Consider the following 15,902-nt stretch of genomic DNA (forward strand, 5'->3'; position numbering starts at 1 on the left):
CTTAGCTGATTTGGGGCGGGCCGGAGTCTCGTTCGCGCTTGGGGTAGCGCTGTGGGGACTGTTGGGGGAGTGAGACTCCGGCCCTGAACCTTTGCTCTGGGATTGGGGGGCAAAACCAGAAGTATGTTTGGTTGGTTTGCTCACGCGAGCTCAACCTGCTGGTTTGAAGCGACCGGAACCATTGGCGTGCTGATCATGATTTGCGAGCTCAGCGCGACGAAAGTCACCATCGCGGCGATGCTCACAAGCGCTGCTTGCCCGAGGGTTGAGCGGAAGAAGCTGCGATCGTACATAGTCTTGGTCCTCATTCTTGGCGTAATGCCGAATTGCTGTTGTCTCGTATTCAGCAAGGGGTGTGCCAAAAACATAAAATCGTTTATTATCAGATGATTGCGATTTTACACAATTTTGCGCAATAGTAATTCTTGCCAAGATATGGGAAATTTCCCTATATCTTGGGCATGGAGCGGGAGAATCAGTTCGTTGGGCAGTCTGGCGCCTTTCTCGACGCTGTAGAGCGGACCAGCCGCGCGGCACCCATGCAGCGCCCGGTGCTCATCATTGGTGAGCGCGGAACCGGCAAGGAACTCATTGCCGAGCGTCTTCACCGTTTGTCCTCCCGCTGGGGAGAGCCGCTTGTCACCATGAATTGCGCGGCGTTGCCCGAAACCCTGATTGAGGCGGAATTGTTCGGCCATGAGGCTGGTGCGTTCACAGGTGCTACCAAACAACGCGCCGGGCGTTTTGAAGAAGCCGATAAAGGCACGCTATTTCTCGACGAACTGGGCACGCTGTCGATGGGGGCGCAAGAACGCCTGTTGCGCGCGGTTGAATATGGTGAAGTGACGCCGATCGGTTCCAGTCTGACCGATTCAGGTTGATGTGCGGATCGTCGCCGCGACAAACGAGGATTTGCCCCGTCTGGCGGAGCGTGGCGAGTTTCGGGCGGACTTGCTTGACCGTCTGAGTTTTGAAGTGATTACCTTGCCGCCGCTGCGCGTCCGCGACGGTGACATAGAGGTGCTGGCGGACTATTTCGGGCGACGCATGGCGGCTGAACTTGGCTGGGAAAGCTGGCCTGGTTTTGCGCCGCATGTAGCGACAGAACTCGATGAATATGCCTGGCCTGGAAATGTTCGCGAGCTGCGCAATGTTGTGGAACGGGCCGTTTATCGCTGGGATGATTGGGGCGCGCCGATTGCGCACGCGCAGTTCGATCCGTTCGATAGCCCGTGGAAACCGTTCAGTCCGAAACGGCAAGCTGCGCAAAATCAGGCGGCGAGTGCGGCGAACGGATCAATGGCACAAGATGCTGGCACAGTCCCTGCTCAGGAATTTGAAACGATCAATGATTTGCGCGGCGCGGTCGATGCGCATGAGAGAGCGATTGTTGAACACGCTTTGGGTAAGCATCGTTGGAACCAAAGGCAGACGGCCAAGGCGTTGGGGTTGAGCTATGATCAACTTCGGCATTGCATTAAAAAGCACGGTTTGCTGCAAGAGGACGAGTGAGGCTCGCTATATCCCGCATGCTATGCGCGGTTAGGTAATTGGCCCTAACGCTCTTACTGGAATATCTTTCCCGAAGTCTGTCAGCCCAATGGCATGACGCAGATCCAATCCATCGCTGGCCGCCGAGTGAAGGGGCGGTTGCGCCTTGGCCTGGAGGGCACGCTCGATATGGTGTCGGGGGCTGTCCGGTGCGAGATCATTGATTTGTCCAATGGCGGCGCACGATTGTGTCTTCCCCAACCACCGCGTGTGGGTAGTTGGTGCGTGCTTCTAATCGACAAGGTGGAGGCGTTTGGCAAAGTTGTCTGGCGCAGCCGGAGCTTTTGTGGACTTCAGTTTGAACAGACACTGGATGACGGTGTCATTCTCGATTTTCGGCAGCGATATCACGAACTGCTCCAGCATCAGCTGTCACGTTCATCCAATGAGCGGCTGGAATACGCCCGGAGTTGGGTAAACGGGCGGTAGTCGTAAACCGCGAGAGGGCGAGAACAGATACACGCTTGCATTCTCCTGACAGGCGGCCTATCTGCCCGTCATCCCGACATTGTTGAGACACTGAGGGGCTGGCGCCGAAAGGGGCTGGCACATATCTCTGTTGTCACAATAGTGGTGTACGTTTTTGGAGAGCTGATGGCCGATATTGCGCGCCTTGTTGAAGTGATTGAACCGGAGGCGAAGGCTCTCGGATTTGATCTCGTGCGCGTAAAGATGATGGCATCAGAAGCTGGAGATGGTGGCGAAGCTTTGCAGATCATGGCGGAGGACCCGGCAACGGGTCAGCTTGTGATTGAGCAGTGTGCTGCTTTGTCGCGGGCTGTTTCTGAGCGCATGGATGTTCTGGAAGAGCAGGGTGAGGTATTGGTTGAGGGCGCATACCATCTTGAGGTATCCTCGCCAGGTATTGATCGCCCACTGACGCGTGCAAAGGATTTTGCTGATTGGGCTGGGCATGAGGCCAAGGTGTCTCTGGCTGAAAAAGTCGCCAATGAAAAAGGAAGTCATCGCAACATTCGCGGCAAACTTATCGGGATCGAAGGCGACACAATTACAATTGAGGACGCAAAGCATGGTACCATTGCTTTTCCACTCAATGCCATTCATGCGGCGAAGCTCGTTCTAACCGATGCGCTGATTGCCGCAACCAAACCACTCGACACCACTGGTGCCGATGACATTGTAGAAGACGAAGAAGAGAAGGCTGATACCTAATGGCCAGTGCAATTTCCGCCAATAAGGCAGAGCTGCTTGCAATTGCGAAATCCGTTGCATCGGAAAAGATGATTGATGAGTCGATCGTCATTGAAGCGATGGAAGAGGCGATTCAGAAATCTGCCCGTAACCGGTATGGTGCGGAAAACGATATTCGGGCAAAGCTTGACCCACAAACCGGTGATCTGCGTCTCTGGCGTGTTGTCGAGGTTGTTGAAGAGGTCGAGGATTACTTCAAGCAAGTCGATCTGAAGCAGGCTCAGAAGCTGGAAGAGGGTGCTGCGCTGGGCGATTTTATTGTCGATCCGCTGCCCCCGGTTGATCTCAGCCGCATCGACGCACAAAGCGCGAAGCAGGTTATCTTCCAAAAAGTCCGCGACGCAGAACGCGAGCGTCAGTTTGAAGAGTTCAAGGATCGTGCCGGTGAAGTTATTACCGGTGTTATCAAGTCGGTCGAGTTCGGCCACGTGATTGTCAATCTGGGCCGCGCCGAAGGCGTTATCCGCCGCGATCAGCAGATCCCGCGCGAGGCGATCCGCACGAATGAACGTATCCGAGCGCTTATTACCAAGGTGGAGCGAAACAATCGCGGTCCGCAGATTTTCCTCAGCCGCGGTGCCCCAGAATTCATGAAGAAGCTGTTTGCTCAGGAAGTGCCCGAAATTTATGACGGCATTATTGAGATCAAGGCCGCTGCGCGTGATCCGGGCAGCCGTGCGAAAATCGGTGTCATAAGCCACGATAGCTCAATCGATCCGGTCGGTGCTTGCGTCGGTATGAAGGGTAGCCGCGTTCAGGCCGTCGTGCAGGAATTGCAAGGCGAGAAAATCGACATCATCCCGTGGTCAGAAGATACGGCGACATTCATCGTCAACGCGCTTCAGCCGGCAACGGTCAGTCGCGTGGTTTTGGACGAAGAAGATGGTCGCATCGAAGTTGTGGTGCCTGATGACCAGTTGAGCCTGGCCATTGGTCGCCGCGGTCAAAACGTACGTCTGGCGAGCCAGCTGACCGGTCATCAGATTGACATCATGACTGACGAAGAGGCGAGTGAGAAACGCAGCAAGGAATTCGCGCTGCGTTCGAAGATGTTCGAAGAAGAGTTGGACGTCGATGAAACACTCTCTCAGTTGCTCGTTGCAGAGGGCTTCGCGGAGCTCGAAGAAGTGGCTTATGTTTCTCTAGAAGAACTGGCGAGTATTGAAGGCTTTGACGAGGAATTGGCGGAAGAGCTGCAAAGCCGCGCCAAGGAAGCGATTGATCGCCAAGAGGCCACACACCGCGAGGCACGCCGCGAACTGGGCGTTGAAGATGATCTGGCCGAAATGCCACACCTCAACGAAGGCATGCTGGTCACTTTGGGTAAAGCGGGGATCAAGACGCTCGATGACCTTGCTGACCTCGCTACAGACGAGCTGATCGCCAAAAAACGCGAAGCACCACGTCGCCGTAACTCGCCCGAGGGTGGCCCGCCAATGCGGCGTCCATCGCAGCGTGAGCAGGATAAAGGCGGCGTGCTAGGCGATTATGGCCTAACCGAAGAGCAAGGCAATGAGATCATCATGGCTGCTCGTGCGCACTGGTTTGAAGATGAGGAGCCGGTAGTAGACGCAGCCGGACCTGAAACACAGGAGGCCGCCAATGCGGACTCCGACCAATGAGCGCGTAAGTTCCGACATCGTTGATACGGTTCAGGCACGGACTTCCGAGCCCGATAGAGTTCGCCCCGATAGCGGTCGCCCTCTAAAAAACCATAAGGGGAAAGCTCAGCCAGAGCGCAAATGCGTCCTGACCGGCGAAACTGGCAATCGCGACGCGCTTGTCAGGTTGGCTTTATCACCTGACGGTATGGTCCTGCCTGATGTCCAGGCCAAGGCTCCGGGGCGGGGCGCCTGGATCGGAGTGTCACGTGCGAGGTTAGAGATTGCGATTGCTGACGGCAAGCTACGTGCGGCGCTGTCGCGTGCCTTCAAAACGGGGGCACTCGAAATATCTGATGACCTGCCCCATATGATTGAACAGGCGCTGACCCGCATTCTGCTTGATCGCTTGGGACTTGAACTGCGCGTTGGCTCGCTATTGATGGGTAGTCAGCGCATTGCCGACAGTGCTCGGGCAGGTCAGGTTGGCCTGCTGTGTCATGCCAGTGACGCGAGCGAAGATGGCATGAGCAAACTCGACCAAGCATGGCGAGTGGGTACGGATCAGGAAGGTTCGGGAGCGCGCGGATTGCGCTTGCCACTGGACCGGATGGCTCTGTCTGTGGCATTGGGCCGCGAGAACGTCGTCCATATTGGCGTGCTGGATCGCGGTAGCGGGGATAAAGCCGTCGATCGTGTGATGGGGCCGCTATCGCGCCTGACCAATTTTATCGGAGGTATAGAACCGCCGACGAACGCTGATGAGCCGAAAAAGGCCCATCAGCTGGACGACAAGATTTGAATGAAGGACTAACGAGCTAGAATGAGCGACGAACCAAAAAAACCTGCCCGTAAACCGTTGGGCCTTAAACGTGCGGTCGATGCTGGCGAGGTCAAGCAGACCTTTAGCCATGGCCGCACCAATAAGGTCGAGGTTCAGGTGAAGCGTCGCCGCAAGCTCTTGAAGCCTGGCGAAACGCCGCCACCTCCGCCGCCTCCACCACCACCGCCGCCGCCACCTGCGGCGGAAAAGCCAAAGGCGGCACCGAAGAAACCGGCTGCTCCTAAAGAAACGGCGCAAGAACGCGTTAAGCGTCTTGAGCTCGAGGCGGAAGAACAGCGCCTTAAGCTGGCCGAGGACGCGCGCAAGCGCGAGGATGAACAGGCCAAGAAGTCCGCTGAGGACGAGAAAAAGCGAGCTGAAGACAACCGCAAGGCTGAGGAAGCTGCTGCGGAAGAGGCTGCGCGTCAGGCAGCGGAGGAAGCCAAGGCAGCAACAGAGGCCGACGCTACGGGTGAAGCGGCCTCAACCGAGGAGGCGAAAGGCACACCGACGCCTGCTGCGCGCAAGTTTACTCCAGTGGCTCGTCCAGAGCCGAAGCGTCCGGAAAAGAAAAAGAAAGAAGACAAGCGCACCGCTCAGCGCCCCGACAAACGCCGTTCGGGCAAGTTGACCGTTACCAAAGCCCTTAACGAGGACGAAGGGCGTCGTGCGCGTTCGCTCGCCGCGCTTAAACGTGCGCGTGAGAAAGAACGCCGTGCGCAAGGTGGCCCGTCTGCGCCCCGTGAAAAGCAAGTTCGCGACGTTATCGTGCCGGAAGCGATCACGGTGGGTGAACTGGCCAAGCGTATGGGCGAGAAGGGCGCGGATCTGGTCAAGGAATTGTTCAATCTCGACATGATGGTCACCGTCAATCAGACGATTGATCAGGATACTGCTGAGCTGCTGGTTGAGCAGTTCGGCCATAATATCGAGAAGGTTTCAGAGGCGGATGTCGATATCGACACCACCGAAGATACCGATCCGGAAGAAACGCTGGAACCACGCCCCGCGGTCGTCACGATCATGGGTCACGTCGATCACGGCAAGACCAGCCTGCTCGACGCTTTGCGCGGTACCAATGTCACCAAGGGTGAAGCTGGCGGCATTACGCAGCATATCGGCAGCTATCAGATCACCACCAAAGACAAGCAGAAGATCACCTTCCTTGACACGCCGGGCCACGCCGCATTCACCGAAATGCGGCAACGCGGCGCGAATGTGACTGATATTGTGGTGCTGGTTGTCGCGGCTGATGACGGCATCATGCCGCAGACAATCGAAGCGATCAATCATACAAAAGCCGCTGGCGTTCCGATGATCGTCGCGATCAACAAGATGGACAAGCCAGAGGCGAACCCGGACAATGTCCGCAATCGCTTGCTTGAGCATGAAGTGATCGTTGAGAAGCTTTCCGGCGATGTTCAGGATGTCGAGATTTCCGCCCTGAAAGGCGATGGTCTTGACGATCTGATTGAACAGATCACGCTGCAGGCGGAATTGCTCGAATTGAAAGCACGCTCTGACCGCGACGCGGACGCGACTGTGATTGAGGCACAGCTTGATAAGGGTCGCGGCCCGGTAGCCACCGTGCTGATCACGCGCGGTACGCTGAAACGCGGCGATACCTTCGTCGTAGGTACGGAGAGCGGCAAAGTCCGTGCAATCGTCAATGACCAGGGTAAGCAAATTAAAGAAGCTGGCCCATCCATGCCGGTCGAAGTGCTCGGCCTTGGCGGCGTGCCATCAGCGGGCGATCAGCTGACCGTGGTTGAGAATGAACAGCGGGCGCGTGAAGTAGCGCAATATCGCCAGGAGAAGGCGACGGAGAAGCGTACTGCGCTCGCGCCGACCAGCTTCGATACGATGTTCAACAACCTCGCCAGCGATGTCATCGAATTCCCCGTAGTGGTGAAGGCCGATGTTCAGGGTTCGGTAGAGGCGATCAACACCGCGCTGCACAACCTTTCCAATGACGAGATCAAGGTCCGCGTCCTGCACGCAGGCGTTGGTGCGATCACGGAGAGCGATGTGACGCTCGCGGCGGCATCAAACGCCCCGATCATCGGATTCAACGTGCGACCCAATGCCAAAGCACGTCAGCTGGTCGAGAAAGAAAAGGTACGGATGATGTATTATGACGTTATCTATCACCTGACTGACGAGATCGCGAAAGAAATGGCTGGCGAGCTTGGTCCAGAGCGGATCGAGCACGTTGTTGGCCGTGCGCAGGTCAAAGAGGTCTTCAAGTCGGGCAAGCGCGACAAGGCCGCCGGTCTGTTGGTCGAGGAAGGCGTTATTCGCAAGGGTCTCCATGCCCGTCTCACCCGCGAAGATGTTATCGTTTCGGCGACGACAATCGCGTCGCTGCGCCGCTTCAAGGACGACGTCGATGAAGTCCGCGCAGGGCTCGAATGCGGTGTCGTTCTGGCCGATACGAATGACATTCAGGCTGGCGATCAGCTTGAGGTCTTCGAAGTCGAGGAGCGCGAGCGGACGCTTTAGCCAATTGGGGGTAGCGCATGACCAAAATCTACCAAGGACAGCGCTCACCCTCTACTCGAATTGATGGGATCTGAATTCGTGTCTTTCGATGTGGACAATGGCGAACTGACCACGCGTTTCACGCCGCCTCCCAGCTTCGCGTCTCCGCGCGGTGCAGTGCAGGGCGGGTTGATTGCTGGGTTTCTTGACGAGGTAATGGGCGGTGCTCTGCTTGCGGTCACGGAAGGGAGTGAGCATGTCACCAAGCTGCCTCTCAATCTCGACATGAACCTGACCTTCGTTTCCATGGTCCCGCTCGCGCCGATCATCGCCAAGGGGCGCGTGATCAAGCATGGTCGCCGCGTGGTTTTCCTAGAAGGGGAGCTGTATGATGAGGCGGAGGGCAAACTACTCGCCCGCGCGACCTCAACCGCGCTTCCGACCGATGTACCCGGAGGTATGTGATGGCCCGACGCCAAGACTTCACCGCCGAGCAGCACTCAGTCCGCGTCCTCAAGGTGGGCGAGCGCGTGCGGCATATCCTGTCAGAGCTTCTGGCGCGGCAGGAAGTGCATGACGATGTGGTCAGCGCGGCCAACATCGCGGTAACTGAGGTGCGCATGACACCCGATCTGCGCAATGCGACGGCCTATGTGAAGCCGCTGCTGGGACGGGAAGAAGATGAAGTGATCACAGCGTTGCGTCAGAATACAGCCTATCTGCAGCGCGAAGTCGCCAAGCGGCTGGGCCTCAAGTTTGCGCCGAAGCTGAAGTTTCGTGCCGATGAAAGTTTTGATGAGGCAGACCGGATTGAGAATCTGCTCCGCGATCCGAAGGTTGCGCGCGATTTAGGCCATCCCGACGAAGACTAAAGCCTCGGCCTAGCTCGGCACCATCCGTGCTTTCATGCGTATTTCAACATTCTTGCCAACAATAAGCTGATAGCTCTTCATGCCATAATCGCGGCGATTGATCGTCATGCTGCCGGTTATGCCAATTGCTTGTCCGGCGGGGGCACTTTCGGGTGGGGCATTGAAAGTCACCGACAGTGTTTCGTATCGGGTAACGCCGCGCGCTGTCAGCTGCCCGGACACGGTCCCGGACAACGTATCTTTCATCGTGAGCCGCGTGCCCACAAACCGAACGGTCGGATATTTCTCGACCCAGAAGAACTTCTCGCCGCGCAGCCGCTCCAGTGTGAGTTTATCAGGTGCGGTAAGGGCATTCGCGTCGATGGTGACATCGATCAAGGCATCGCTGGACCGGTCAGGTGTGATGGAGACAGACCCGGTCACTTGGGGGAAGGTCGCGGTTTTGCTGGACAGGCCAAAGAACGGCACTTTCGCTGACAGAGAGCTGGCGCTGGCATCCAGCACATAGGTGAGCGGCGCATTGCCCAACACGAACAAGGCGATGATCGGCATTAGTAACAGGCGTTTTAAAGGCATGTTGATCCTTTGCCGGATGATCCCAGCTTCTCTACCTGTTCGCATCTTGTCATGCTCCGGTTACGAGCGCGCTATCCGGGCAGACTATAAGACACCGGGGCATCCGGCCCCAGCGGGATGCCCAGATAGAACCAAGCGACGATAAGGGCGGTTCCCGAAATCAGCAGCCAGACCGAATAGGGCAGCATCATTGCAGTGAGACTGCCGATACCGAAGTCCTTCTGCCAGCGTTGTGCAAACACCAGGATCAGCGGGAAATAGACCATAAGCGGGGTGATGATATTGGTAGCACTGTCGCCCACGCGGTACGCTGCGGTCGCGCCTTCCGGGCTGATCCCTAGCAGCATAAGCATCGGCACCAGGATCGGTGCCAGCAATGCCCATTTGGCGCTTGCAGAACCGACGAACAGATTGAGCAGACCGGTGAAGATCACCATTAGACCAAGGACGAGTGGTAGCGGCAATCCGGTCGACTGTATCGCATCTGCACCATGGACTGCGGAAATCAGGCCGAGGTTGGACCAGCCAAACATCGCAACGAAATGCGCCGCGGCGAAGGCAAGGACAAGATAATACCCCATGTCCTTCATGCTTTCCGCCATCATGTTCACCAGGTCGCGGTGGTTCTTTATCGTCCCGACCGCGCGGCCATACGCCCAGCCAACCAACAGGAAAAGCAGGAAGAAGGCCGCAACTAGTGACTTGTAGAATGGATCTAACTCAGCGTGGATTGAGCAGTCTGCCACCCGGGATCCATCCTCCGCGAGGCACGCCGCTTCATTGATTAGCGGAGTTCCGGGCGCGAACAACATCAGCACCCACAGCGCCACAACTACCAGCGCAGCTAGTCCTGCGCGACGTAGGGCCTTCGCGGCGAGCGTGTCGTCGCCAGCGGTTGGATCGGGGTTGTCTCCGTCTGCGCCCGCCGATGCGCCGCCCGTCCATGCGCCCAAGCGCGGTTCAATAATCTTGTCAGTCACATACCAAATGATCGGAAGGTAAACGACGGTCATCGCTGCGATGAAATACCAGTTGCCTGCGATATTCCCGGTCCAGCTTGGGTCGAGGGCGCTCGCACCGACTGCCTCCTCTGTGATGCCAAAAAGCAGTGCGTCGAGTTGCCCCGGAGAGATATTGGCAGAGAACCCACCTGACACGCCAGCAAAAGCCGCAGCTATGCCCGCCATCGGGTGTCTGCCAGCGGCGGCGAACAAGATACCAGCGAGCGGTATCAGAACGACATACCCTGCATCCGCCGCGTGGTTGCCGATCATCGCAACCAGTGCGACCACTGGCGTCAGCAGGGCGTTTGGCGCGCTTTTGACGGCGCTGGCCATCCCGACCGCAAAGAAGCCTGAGCGCTCGGCAACGCCCGCGCCGAGCATCACCACCAGCACATAACCCAGCGGATGGAAGTGCGTGAATGTTTTGGGCATTTCGACCCATAGGCGCTGAATATTGTCGGCTGCCAGCAGGCTGACGGCCTCAATCCGCAAAGGCTCTCCGGTCGCCTCGTCAATACTGGTGGGGTGTAAGGCGGAAACGCCGAGCATCGCGAGCACCTGCGACAGGATCACCAGTGCAAGAATAAGGTAGAAGAATAGGAAAACGGGATCAGGCAACTTGTTACCGCTGCGTTCGACCCAGCCCAAAATACCTGTCATGCCTTCGTTCTTGGTCGCGTCTGCGTACCGATGCCATGCGATTTCCCCGCTATCAATTGAACCCGGATAGGTGAGCTAGCATTGCGCAGGGTGCCTGTCACGATCCTGACTAAGGGGATTAATCAACAAGCTATCTGGCGCGGTGTCGTTGGGACGGTTAGTCAACCTGCATGGCCAAGCTCTATTTCTATTTTGCCAGCATGAATGCGGGGAAGAGCTCTACCCTGTTGCAAACCGCATTCAATTATGGCGAGCGGGATATGCGTGTCTCTTTATGGACAGCAGCGCTTGATGATCGGCCAGGTTTTGGCGCTATAAGTTCGCGGATTGGGTTGGCCAGCGATGCGCACCGTTTCCGGACCGATACAGACATCGCTGATCGTGTGGTGACCGATCATGCTGAAACGCCAATTGATTGTGTGCTGATTGATGAGGCGCAGTTCCTTACAAATGATCAGGTGTGGCAATGCGCGCGGATCGCCGATGAGGCGGGTATTCCTGTCCTCTGCTATGGCTTACGAACCGACTTTCAGGGTGAGTTGTTTCCCGGTTCGGCAGCGCTGCTGGGCATTGCTGACAAGCTGATCGAGCTGAAAGCGGTGTGCCATTGCGGCAGCAAGGCGACTATGAATTTGCGCGTTGATGCGGCTGGCAAAGCGGTGAAGCAAGGCGCCCAAACCGAGATTGGCGGCAACGATCGCTACATCGCGCTGTGCAGAAAACACTTTAGCGAGGCTCTGGCTAGTTAGCACCCAAGCCCCTATCTACTGGCAATGAACGACACCCTCCTGTTCGCCGCCATTCTGATCCCGTGCCTCATTGTCGCGATTGTATTTCACGAGGTCGCGCATGGCTGGGCGGCGCTGTCGCTGGGTGATCCGACGGCGAAAGAGCGTAATCGCTTGAGTCTTAACCCGCTCCGCCACGTCGATCCGGTTGGTACATTGCTGGTGCCGGGGGCACTCGCGCTGTTTAGTGGGCCGATTTTTGGTTGGGCAAAGCCGGTTCCGGTCGACAAGAACCGACTGGAAAACCCCCGCTTCGGCATGATGGCGGTGGCTGCTGCTGGCCCGATCATGAATTTTACACTCGCCGCCATTGGCGCAATCATTATTGGCGTGACGGGCATGACGGACGAAGTTTTTTCAGCGGCGGGCTTTGGCATGACAGACGAGGCGTCGCCGCTCGCTCAAGGCCTGTTCTATTTCCTGCTGATCAATATCTTTCTGGGCGTTTTCAACCTTTTGCCGATACCTCCATTCGATGGGTCGCATATCGTGGAGGGCGCGATGCCTCGGCGTTATGTGCATATTTATGAGAAACTGCGCCCGTTTGGCATGTTGCTGTTTGTCGGGCTAATCGCGGTCACCTTGGTTCGCGCCGGAATGGGGCATATTGCAAAAGACGATTGGCCCGCCTGTGAACTGGGCAATTACACAGTATATGGCTTTGGCTAACCTGTTTAGCTGACCGACTTATAAAGCCGGAGCAATCCGGTCGATAAAGCGCGCTTCTGGGTGCTTTGCCAAGAGTGCGCCGAGCCACGTCTCCCGCTGATTTTCGGACACACAAGCGACGATGCATCCACCAAAACCGCCCCCGGTTAACCGTGCACCGATCGCGCCAAATCCCACTGCATCATCAACTAGCGCATCGATCGGTGGCACCGACATTTCAAAATCATCGCGCATTGAGGCGTGGCTGGCATTCATCAGGGCGCCCAATGTCGCAATATCCTGAGTCGCCAGGGCCTTCACGGCATCTATCACCCGGCGATGTTCAGTTGCGCAGTGCCGGGCGCGTTGGCGGATCACATCCGGTACGTTCGCCGCCGCCTCGATTGTTGCTGGGTCAAGCTTGCAAATATCGTCGCGAACGAAGGCTTTGCGCGCTTCATCGCATTCCTCTTTGCGTTCTTTATACCGGCCATCGCTAAGCTGACGGGTCACTCCTGAATGGATGACTTCTACGGAGATATCCTCAGGCAGAGTGACGAGCTGATATTCTAAGGTCGCTGTGTCCAGCGCAATTGCCTGTCCGGGCTGCGCAATCGCGACCGCCATTTGGTCCATGATGCCTACAGGAACACCGATATAATCAGTTTCTACACGCCGAGCGGCCACAGCAATATCGGTATCGCTCATATTTGACCCGGCGAGTTGTCGCGCAGCCTTTAACACCGTCACAATTAGCGCTGCGGACGACGATAGTCCTGCACCAGCTGGAATTGTCGAGGCAATGGAAAGGTCCGCCCCATGATTGGTGAGACCCAGCGCGCGAGCCTCACGCAACGCACCGACCGCTGGGTCTGACCAGTGGTCTGCTGCTTCCTCATCAAGCTCCCGCTCGTGAAGCATACCGAATGGTTCTGCACTAATCCGTACTACATTGTCCGAGCGCGGTGTCATATGCGCTTCTAGGTGTACGGATAACGCTGCGGGCATCACCATCCCGCCGTTATAATCCGTGTGCTCGCCGATCAGATTGACCCGGCCTGGCGAGATCGCACGTACGCTGTCCATTCTCAGAGTTCTCTTAGTTGCGCTGCTGCGGTTTCCGGCATCACATCGACTGTGAAGGTGCCTGTGTGCTGCTCGACGGATGCAAGGTACTTCACCCGGCCCTTGGCGCGCAAAAGCGGATAAAATTGCACCGTGAAATGATAGTTGGGTGAGCCGCCTTTTGGTGCCGCATGAAAGGCCATCATCGTGGCGGCGGGTTGTTCAAACAAGGCGTCGTAGCGGCGGGTGACTTCGCCAAGCCAATAAGCGAGCCCTTCGAGCTCCTCACCCGTGCAGTCCCACGGTCCCTCGCGGCGGACACGCGGGGCAAGCCACACCTCGTAGGGGAAGCGGGCGAATGGCGGGACAAAGGCTGCGACGCCGCCTCGGTCGCCTAGTCCATACTCAGGCATTGCTGCATCGATTTCTGCTGCGAAGTCATACCCCTGCGCAAACGCATCAATCGCGCGCTGCTGTATCTCTGGAATGCGAGCGAAACCGTAAATCTGGCCGTGCGGATGATGCAGCGTCACACCAACTTCATCGCCGCGATTTTCAAATGGCAACACATATTCGCAGCCTGCTTCGAACAGCGCCTTGTATCGATCCAGCAGTGCCGCGATCAGGACAAGGCGTCGCTCCTGTCCTATCGTGTGCAGACTGCCCTTAGCCTCCGGCGCGTATACCACAACATCGCAGGCACCTGTTGCTGGCTCTGTCGGTACGCCACTAAGTTCTTCCGCGTTGGTCGCGCTTGGATGAAAGGCGGCAAACTTGTTCTCGAAGATCGCCAGTTCGAAATCCTCGAATGGAATTTCCGTTTCTGGTCCATCGGGACGCGTTGGTGCCAGAGGATCGTCAGCCGCCGATGGTTTGAAGGTCCGGTTTTGCCGATGCGCGGCGTAGACATTCCACTCTTGCCGCAAAGGATGGCGGCGGATCTCACCGCCCTGTGCAATGGGGTCGGCGCTCTGGGATTGCAGCTGCAGCGTATGCTCACTGTTGCCGTACAAATGCAGCATCCGGCCATCGGCTTTGCGCAAGCTGCGGCGGTGAATGGCGGTTTCACCCAGATCAGGCAGGCGCACGGTTTCGTCCATCAGGCTGGTAGTTCCGCATTTTCAAACCATGCGACAACGCGCGCTTTGGCTTCGTCATCCAGGTGCAGGCCTAACTTGCTGCGGCGCCACAACAGGTCATCGGCGCTTTGAACAAATTCGTTGGCGCGCAGATATTGCAGCTCTGCCTCATACAGATCGCCGCCCAGATGAACGCCGCAATCATTCAGTCCCTGCTTGTCGCCCAGGATCTGATCAACGCAGGTACCATAGGCGCGCACAAGTCGTCTGACCCCTTCGGTTGGAAACCATGCCGCCTTGCTTTGCCAGTTTTCAACCACCTTTTCGAACTCGCCCGGTGCAAATTCCCCGCCGGGCAAAGAAGCGTCGCGAGTCCATGCTGGCCCCATGGCAATGCCTGTGTCACCCAGCTTTTCCAGCGCATGTTCTGCCAGCTTGCGATAGGTCGTGATCTTCCCGCCAAACACAGAAAGGATGGCTGGCTGGCCATTCCCGCCTTCAAGCTCAAACACATAGTCTCGCGTAACCGTGGAGTTGTCGCGCGCCTGATCGTCATAAAGCGGTACGAACACCGGAATAAGTCCAGACAGCATCCGATGGCACGATATCAGTCTTGAGATATTCGTTCACTGCGTTGCAGATATAAGCAACCTCATTGTCGCTGATCTCAATGTTCTGAGGATCCCCATCGAAGCCAACATCAGTGGTGCCCAGAAGCGTGAAGTCGCGCTCATACGGAATCGCGAAGACTATCCGGTCATCAGCGTTCTGAAAGATGTAGCAATGATCCTCGTCATAAAGACGCGGTACGACGATATGGCTACCCTTCACAAGGCGCAGGTTGTTGTGTGCTTCCTCAGGTAGAGCGCGCCCAAGTACCGCATCGACCCATGGGCCAGCGGCGTTGACAATGGTGGTTGCTGTGACTGTCTCGATCTTGCCAGAGCCGTCCTCCAGCGTCGCTTCCCAGTGATTATCCTCGCGGGCCAACTGCGTGCACGTCGTGCGGGTTCGGATCTCAGCGCCATGTGCCTGCGCATCCATCGCATTCAGCACGACCAAACGAGAATCCTCGACCCAGCAATCGGAGTACTCAAAACCGGTGGTAAGCCGGTCCTCCAAGATGTCTGCATGCGGTGCGCTTCGCAAATTGAGCTTCTTTGTAGCCGGTAACAGCTTTCGGCCACCCAGATTGTCATAAAGGAAAAGCCCCAGCCTAAGCATCCAAGCCGGGCGTAGGCCTTTGTCATGTGGCAGGACAAACCGCAGCGGCCAGACAATGTGTGGTGCCGCTTTCAGCAATACTTCTCGCTCGATAAGGCTCTCTCGAACCAGGCGGAATTCGTAATGCTCCAGATACCGCAAGCCGCCATGGACCAATTTGGTGCTGGCGCTGGAGGTATGCTGCGCCAGATCATCTTTCTCGACCAGCATGGTCGACAGGCCTCGCCCGGCGGCATCGCGGGCAATACCGGCACCGTTTATGCCGCCGCCAATCACCAGCAGATCATAGTGCGTGGCTGAACTCATAGTGCCATTACT

General features: G+C 57.1%; 18 protein-coding genes. 11 read left to right on the forward strand and 7 right to left on the reverse strand.

Annotation, left to right across the window (positions count from 1 at the left end; all coding sequences use genetic code 11):
• Positions 1-140: 140 nt before the first annotated feature.
• Entirely contained in the window at positions 141-293 is a 153-nt protein-coding gene (locus tag ACZ1GM_RS04480) for a hypothetical protein (RefSeq protein WP_472677943.1), read from the reverse strand.
• Between the two features lie 168 nt (positions 294-461).
• Here ACZ1GM_RS04480 and ACZ1GM_RS04485 point away from each other — a divergent pair, with 168 nt between their 5' ends.
• The 9 genes from ACZ1GM_RS04485 to rbfA all read left to right on the forward strand — a co-directional run bounded on the left by ACZ1GM_RS04485 (position 462) and on the right by rbfA (position 8,540).
• On the forward strand, positions 462-881 hold the full coding sequence (locus ACZ1GM_RS04485) for a sigma 54-interacting transcriptional regulator (RefSeq protein ID WP_472677944.1): 420 nt from the start codon (positions 462-464) through the stop codon (positions 879-881).
• Between the two features lies 1 nt (position 882).
• Positions 883-1,512, forward strand: coding sequence for an AAA-type ATPase lid domain-containing protein (locus ACZ1GM_RS04490; protein WP_472677945.1), 630 nt, complete (start codon positions 883-885; stop codon positions 1,510-1,512).
• A gap of 93 nt (positions 1,513-1,605) precedes the next feature.
• On the forward strand, positions 1,606-1,980 hold the full coding sequence (locus ACZ1GM_RS04495) for a PilZ domain-containing protein (protein WP_472677946.1): 375 nt from the start codon (positions 1,606-1,608) through the stop codon (positions 1,978-1,980).
• A 165-nt stretch (positions 1,981-2,145) separates the two neighbouring features.
• The gene (gene rimP, locus ACZ1GM_RS04500) at positions 2,146-2,724 is read left to right on the forward strand and encodes a ribosome maturation protein RimP (protein ID WP_472677947.1); all 579 of its coding nucleotides are present in this window, start codon (positions 2,146-2,148) and stop codon (positions 2,722-2,724) included.
• Positions 2,724-4,385, forward strand: a complete 1,662-nt coding sequence (gene nusA / locus ACZ1GM_RS04505) for a transcription termination factor NusA (RefSeq protein ID WP_472677948.1) — start codon at positions 2,724-2,726, stop codon at positions 4,383-4,385. The genes rimP and nusA overlap by 1 nt, the downstream gene beginning before the upstream one ends.
• Positions 4,366-5,166, forward strand: a complete 801-nt coding sequence (locus ACZ1GM_RS04510; protein ID WP_472677949.1) for a DUF448 domain-containing protein — start codon at positions 4,366-4,368, stop codon at positions 5,164-5,166. The genes nusA and ACZ1GM_RS04510 overlap by 20 nt, the downstream gene beginning before the upstream one ends.
• Positions 5,167-5,187: 21 nt before the next feature.
• The gene (gene infB / locus ACZ1GM_RS04515) at positions 5,188-7,689 is read left to right on the forward strand and encodes a translation initiation factor IF-2 (RefSeq protein WP_472677950.1); all 2,502 of its coding nucleotides are present in this window, start codon (positions 5,188-5,190) and stop codon (positions 7,687-7,689) included.
• A gap of 78 nt (positions 7,690-7,767) precedes the next feature.
• Positions 7,768-8,133, forward strand: coding sequence for a PaaI family thioesterase (locus ACZ1GM_RS04520; RefSeq protein ID WP_472677951.1), 366 nt, complete (start codon positions 7,768-7,770; stop codon positions 8,131-8,133).
• Entirely contained in the window at positions 8,133-8,540 is a 408-nt protein-coding gene (gene rbfA, locus ACZ1GM_RS04525; protein ID WP_472677952.1) for a 30S ribosome-binding factor RbfA, read from the forward strand. The genes ACZ1GM_RS04520 and rbfA overlap by 1 nt, the downstream gene beginning before the upstream one ends.
• A 9-nt stretch (positions 8,541-8,549) precedes the next feature.
• Here rbfA and ACZ1GM_RS04530 read toward each other — a convergent pair whose 3' ends face one another.
• Together ACZ1GM_RS04530 and ACZ1GM_RS04535 are read right to left on the reverse strand one after the other, a co-directional pair.
• Positions 8,550-9,161: a YceI family protein gene (locus ACZ1GM_RS04530; protein ID WP_472677953.1), complete on the reverse strand. Its 612-nt coding sequence runs from the start codon at positions 9,159-9,161 to the stop codon at positions 8,550-8,552.
• A 26-nt stretch (positions 9,162-9,187) separates the two neighbouring features.
• Complete coding sequence (locus tag ACZ1GM_RS04535; RefSeq protein ID WP_472677954.1) at positions 9,188-10,780, reverse strand: AbgT family transporter; 1,593 nt, start codon at positions 10,778-10,780, stop codon at positions 9,188-9,190.
• A gap of 170 nt (positions 10,781-10,950) precedes the next feature.
• On the opposite strand from ACZ1GM_RS04535, the gene ACZ1GM_RS04540 reads away from it, so the two are divergent.
• Together ACZ1GM_RS04540 and ACZ1GM_RS04545 are read left to right on the forward strand one after the other, a co-directional pair.
• Complete coding sequence (locus ACZ1GM_RS04540) at positions 10,951-11,529, forward strand: thymidine kinase (RefSeq protein WP_472677955.1); 579 nt, start codon at positions 10,951-10,953, stop codon at positions 11,527-11,529.
• A 24-nt stretch (positions 11,530-11,553) separates the two neighbouring features.
• Positions 11,554-12,237, forward strand: a complete 684-nt coding sequence (locus ACZ1GM_RS04545; RefSeq protein WP_472677956.1) for a site-2 protease family protein — start codon at positions 11,554-11,556, stop codon at positions 12,235-12,237.
• 18 nt (positions 12,238-12,255) lie between these two features.
• Here the strand turns inward: ACZ1GM_RS04545 and galK are convergent, their stop codons facing one another.
• From galK to glpD, 4 genes are read right to left on the reverse strand one after another with little or no spacing between them, the layout of a single operon-like run.
• Positions 12,256-13,302, reverse strand: a complete 1,047-nt coding sequence (galK, locus tag ACZ1GM_RS04550; protein WP_472677957.1) for a galactokinase — start codon at positions 13,300-13,302, stop codon at positions 12,256-12,258.
• 2 nt (positions 13,303-13,304) lie between these two features.
• Entirely contained in the window at positions 13,305-14,381 is a 1,077-nt protein-coding gene (locus tag ACZ1GM_RS04555) for a galactose-1-phosphate uridylyltransferase (protein ID WP_472677958.1), read from the reverse strand.
• On the reverse strand, positions 14,381-14,953 hold the full coding sequence (locus tag ACZ1GM_RS04560; protein WP_472677959.1) for a glycerol-3-phosphate dehydrogenase C-terminal domain-containing protein: 573 nt from the start codon (positions 14,951-14,953) through the stop codon (positions 14,381-14,383). The genes ACZ1GM_RS04555 and ACZ1GM_RS04560 overlap by 1 nt, the downstream gene beginning before the upstream one ends.
• Positions 14,913-15,890, reverse strand: coding sequence for a glycerol-3-phosphate dehydrogenase (gene glpD / locus ACZ1GM_RS04565; protein WP_472677960.1), 978 nt, complete (start codon positions 15,888-15,890; stop codon positions 14,913-14,915). Before glpD ends, ACZ1GM_RS04560 begins: the two co-directional genes overlap by 41 nt.
• Positions 15,891-15,902 lie beyond the last annotated feature (12 nt).

The sequence above is a fragment of the Qipengyuania sp. JB2-7 genome (genome assembly GCF_055693485.1).

Coding starts and splice junctions, on each gene's coding strand:
- ACZ1GM_RS04555 (WP_472677958.1), bottom strand. CDS start 14,381: ATGGACGAAACCGTGCGCCTGCCTGATCTGGGTGAAACCGCCATTCAC.
- ACZ1GM_RS04560 (WP_472677959.1), bottom strand. CDS start 14,953: ATGCTGTCTGGACTTATTCCGGTGTTCGTACCGCTTTATGACGATCAG.
- ACZ1GM_RS04480 (WP_472677943.1), bottom strand. CDS start 293: ATGTACGATCGCAGCTTCTTCCGCTCAACCCTCGGGCAAGCAGCGCTT.
- ACZ1GM_RS04535 (WP_472677954.1), bottom strand. CDS start 10,780: ATGACAGGTATTTTGGGCTGGGTCGAACGCAGCGGTAACAAGTTGCCT.
- infB (WP_472677950.1), top strand. CDS start 5,188: ATGAGCGACGAACCAAAAAAACCTGCCCGTAAACCGTTGGGCCTTAAA.
- ACZ1GM_RS04485 (WP_472677944.1), top strand. CDS start 462: ATGGAGCGGGAGAATCAGTTCGTTGGGCAGTCTGGCGCCTTTCTCGAC.
- ACZ1GM_RS04530 (WP_472677953.1), bottom strand. CDS start 9,161: ATGCGAACAGGTAGAGAAGCTGGGATCATCCGGCAAAGGATCAACATG.
- ACZ1GM_RS04540 (WP_472677955.1), top strand. CDS start 10,951: ATGGCCAAGCTCTATTTCTATTTTGCCAGCATGAATGCGGGGAAGAGC.
- ACZ1GM_RS04495 (WP_472677946.1), top strand. CDS start 1,606: ATGACGCAGATCCAATCCATCGCTGGCCGCCGAGTGAAGGGGCGGTTG.
- rbfA (WP_472677952.1), top strand. CDS start 8,133: ATGGCCCGACGCCAAGACTTCACCGCCGAGCAGCACTCAGTCCGCGTC.
- ACZ1GM_RS04510 (WP_472677949.1), top strand. CDS start 4,366: ATGCGGACTCCGACCAATGAGCGCGTAAGTTCCGACATCGTTGATACG.
- glpD (WP_472677960.1), bottom strand. CDS start 15,890: ATGAGTTCAGCCACGCACTATGATCTGCTGGTGATTGGCGGCGGCATA.
- ACZ1GM_RS04545 (WP_472677956.1), top strand. CDS start 11,554: ATGAACGACACCCTCCTGTTCGCCGCCATTCTGATCCCGTGCCTCATT.
- rimP (WP_472677947.1), top strand. CDS start 2,146: ATGGCCGATATTGCGCGCCTTGTTGAAGTGATTGAACCGGAGGCGAAG.
- galK (WP_472677957.1), bottom strand. CDS start 13,302: ATGGACAGCGTACGTGCGATCTCGCCAGGCCGGGTCAATCTGATCGGC.
- nusA (WP_472677948.1), top strand. CDS start 2,724: ATGGCCAGTGCAATTTCCGCCAATAAGGCAGAGCTGCTTGCAATTGCG.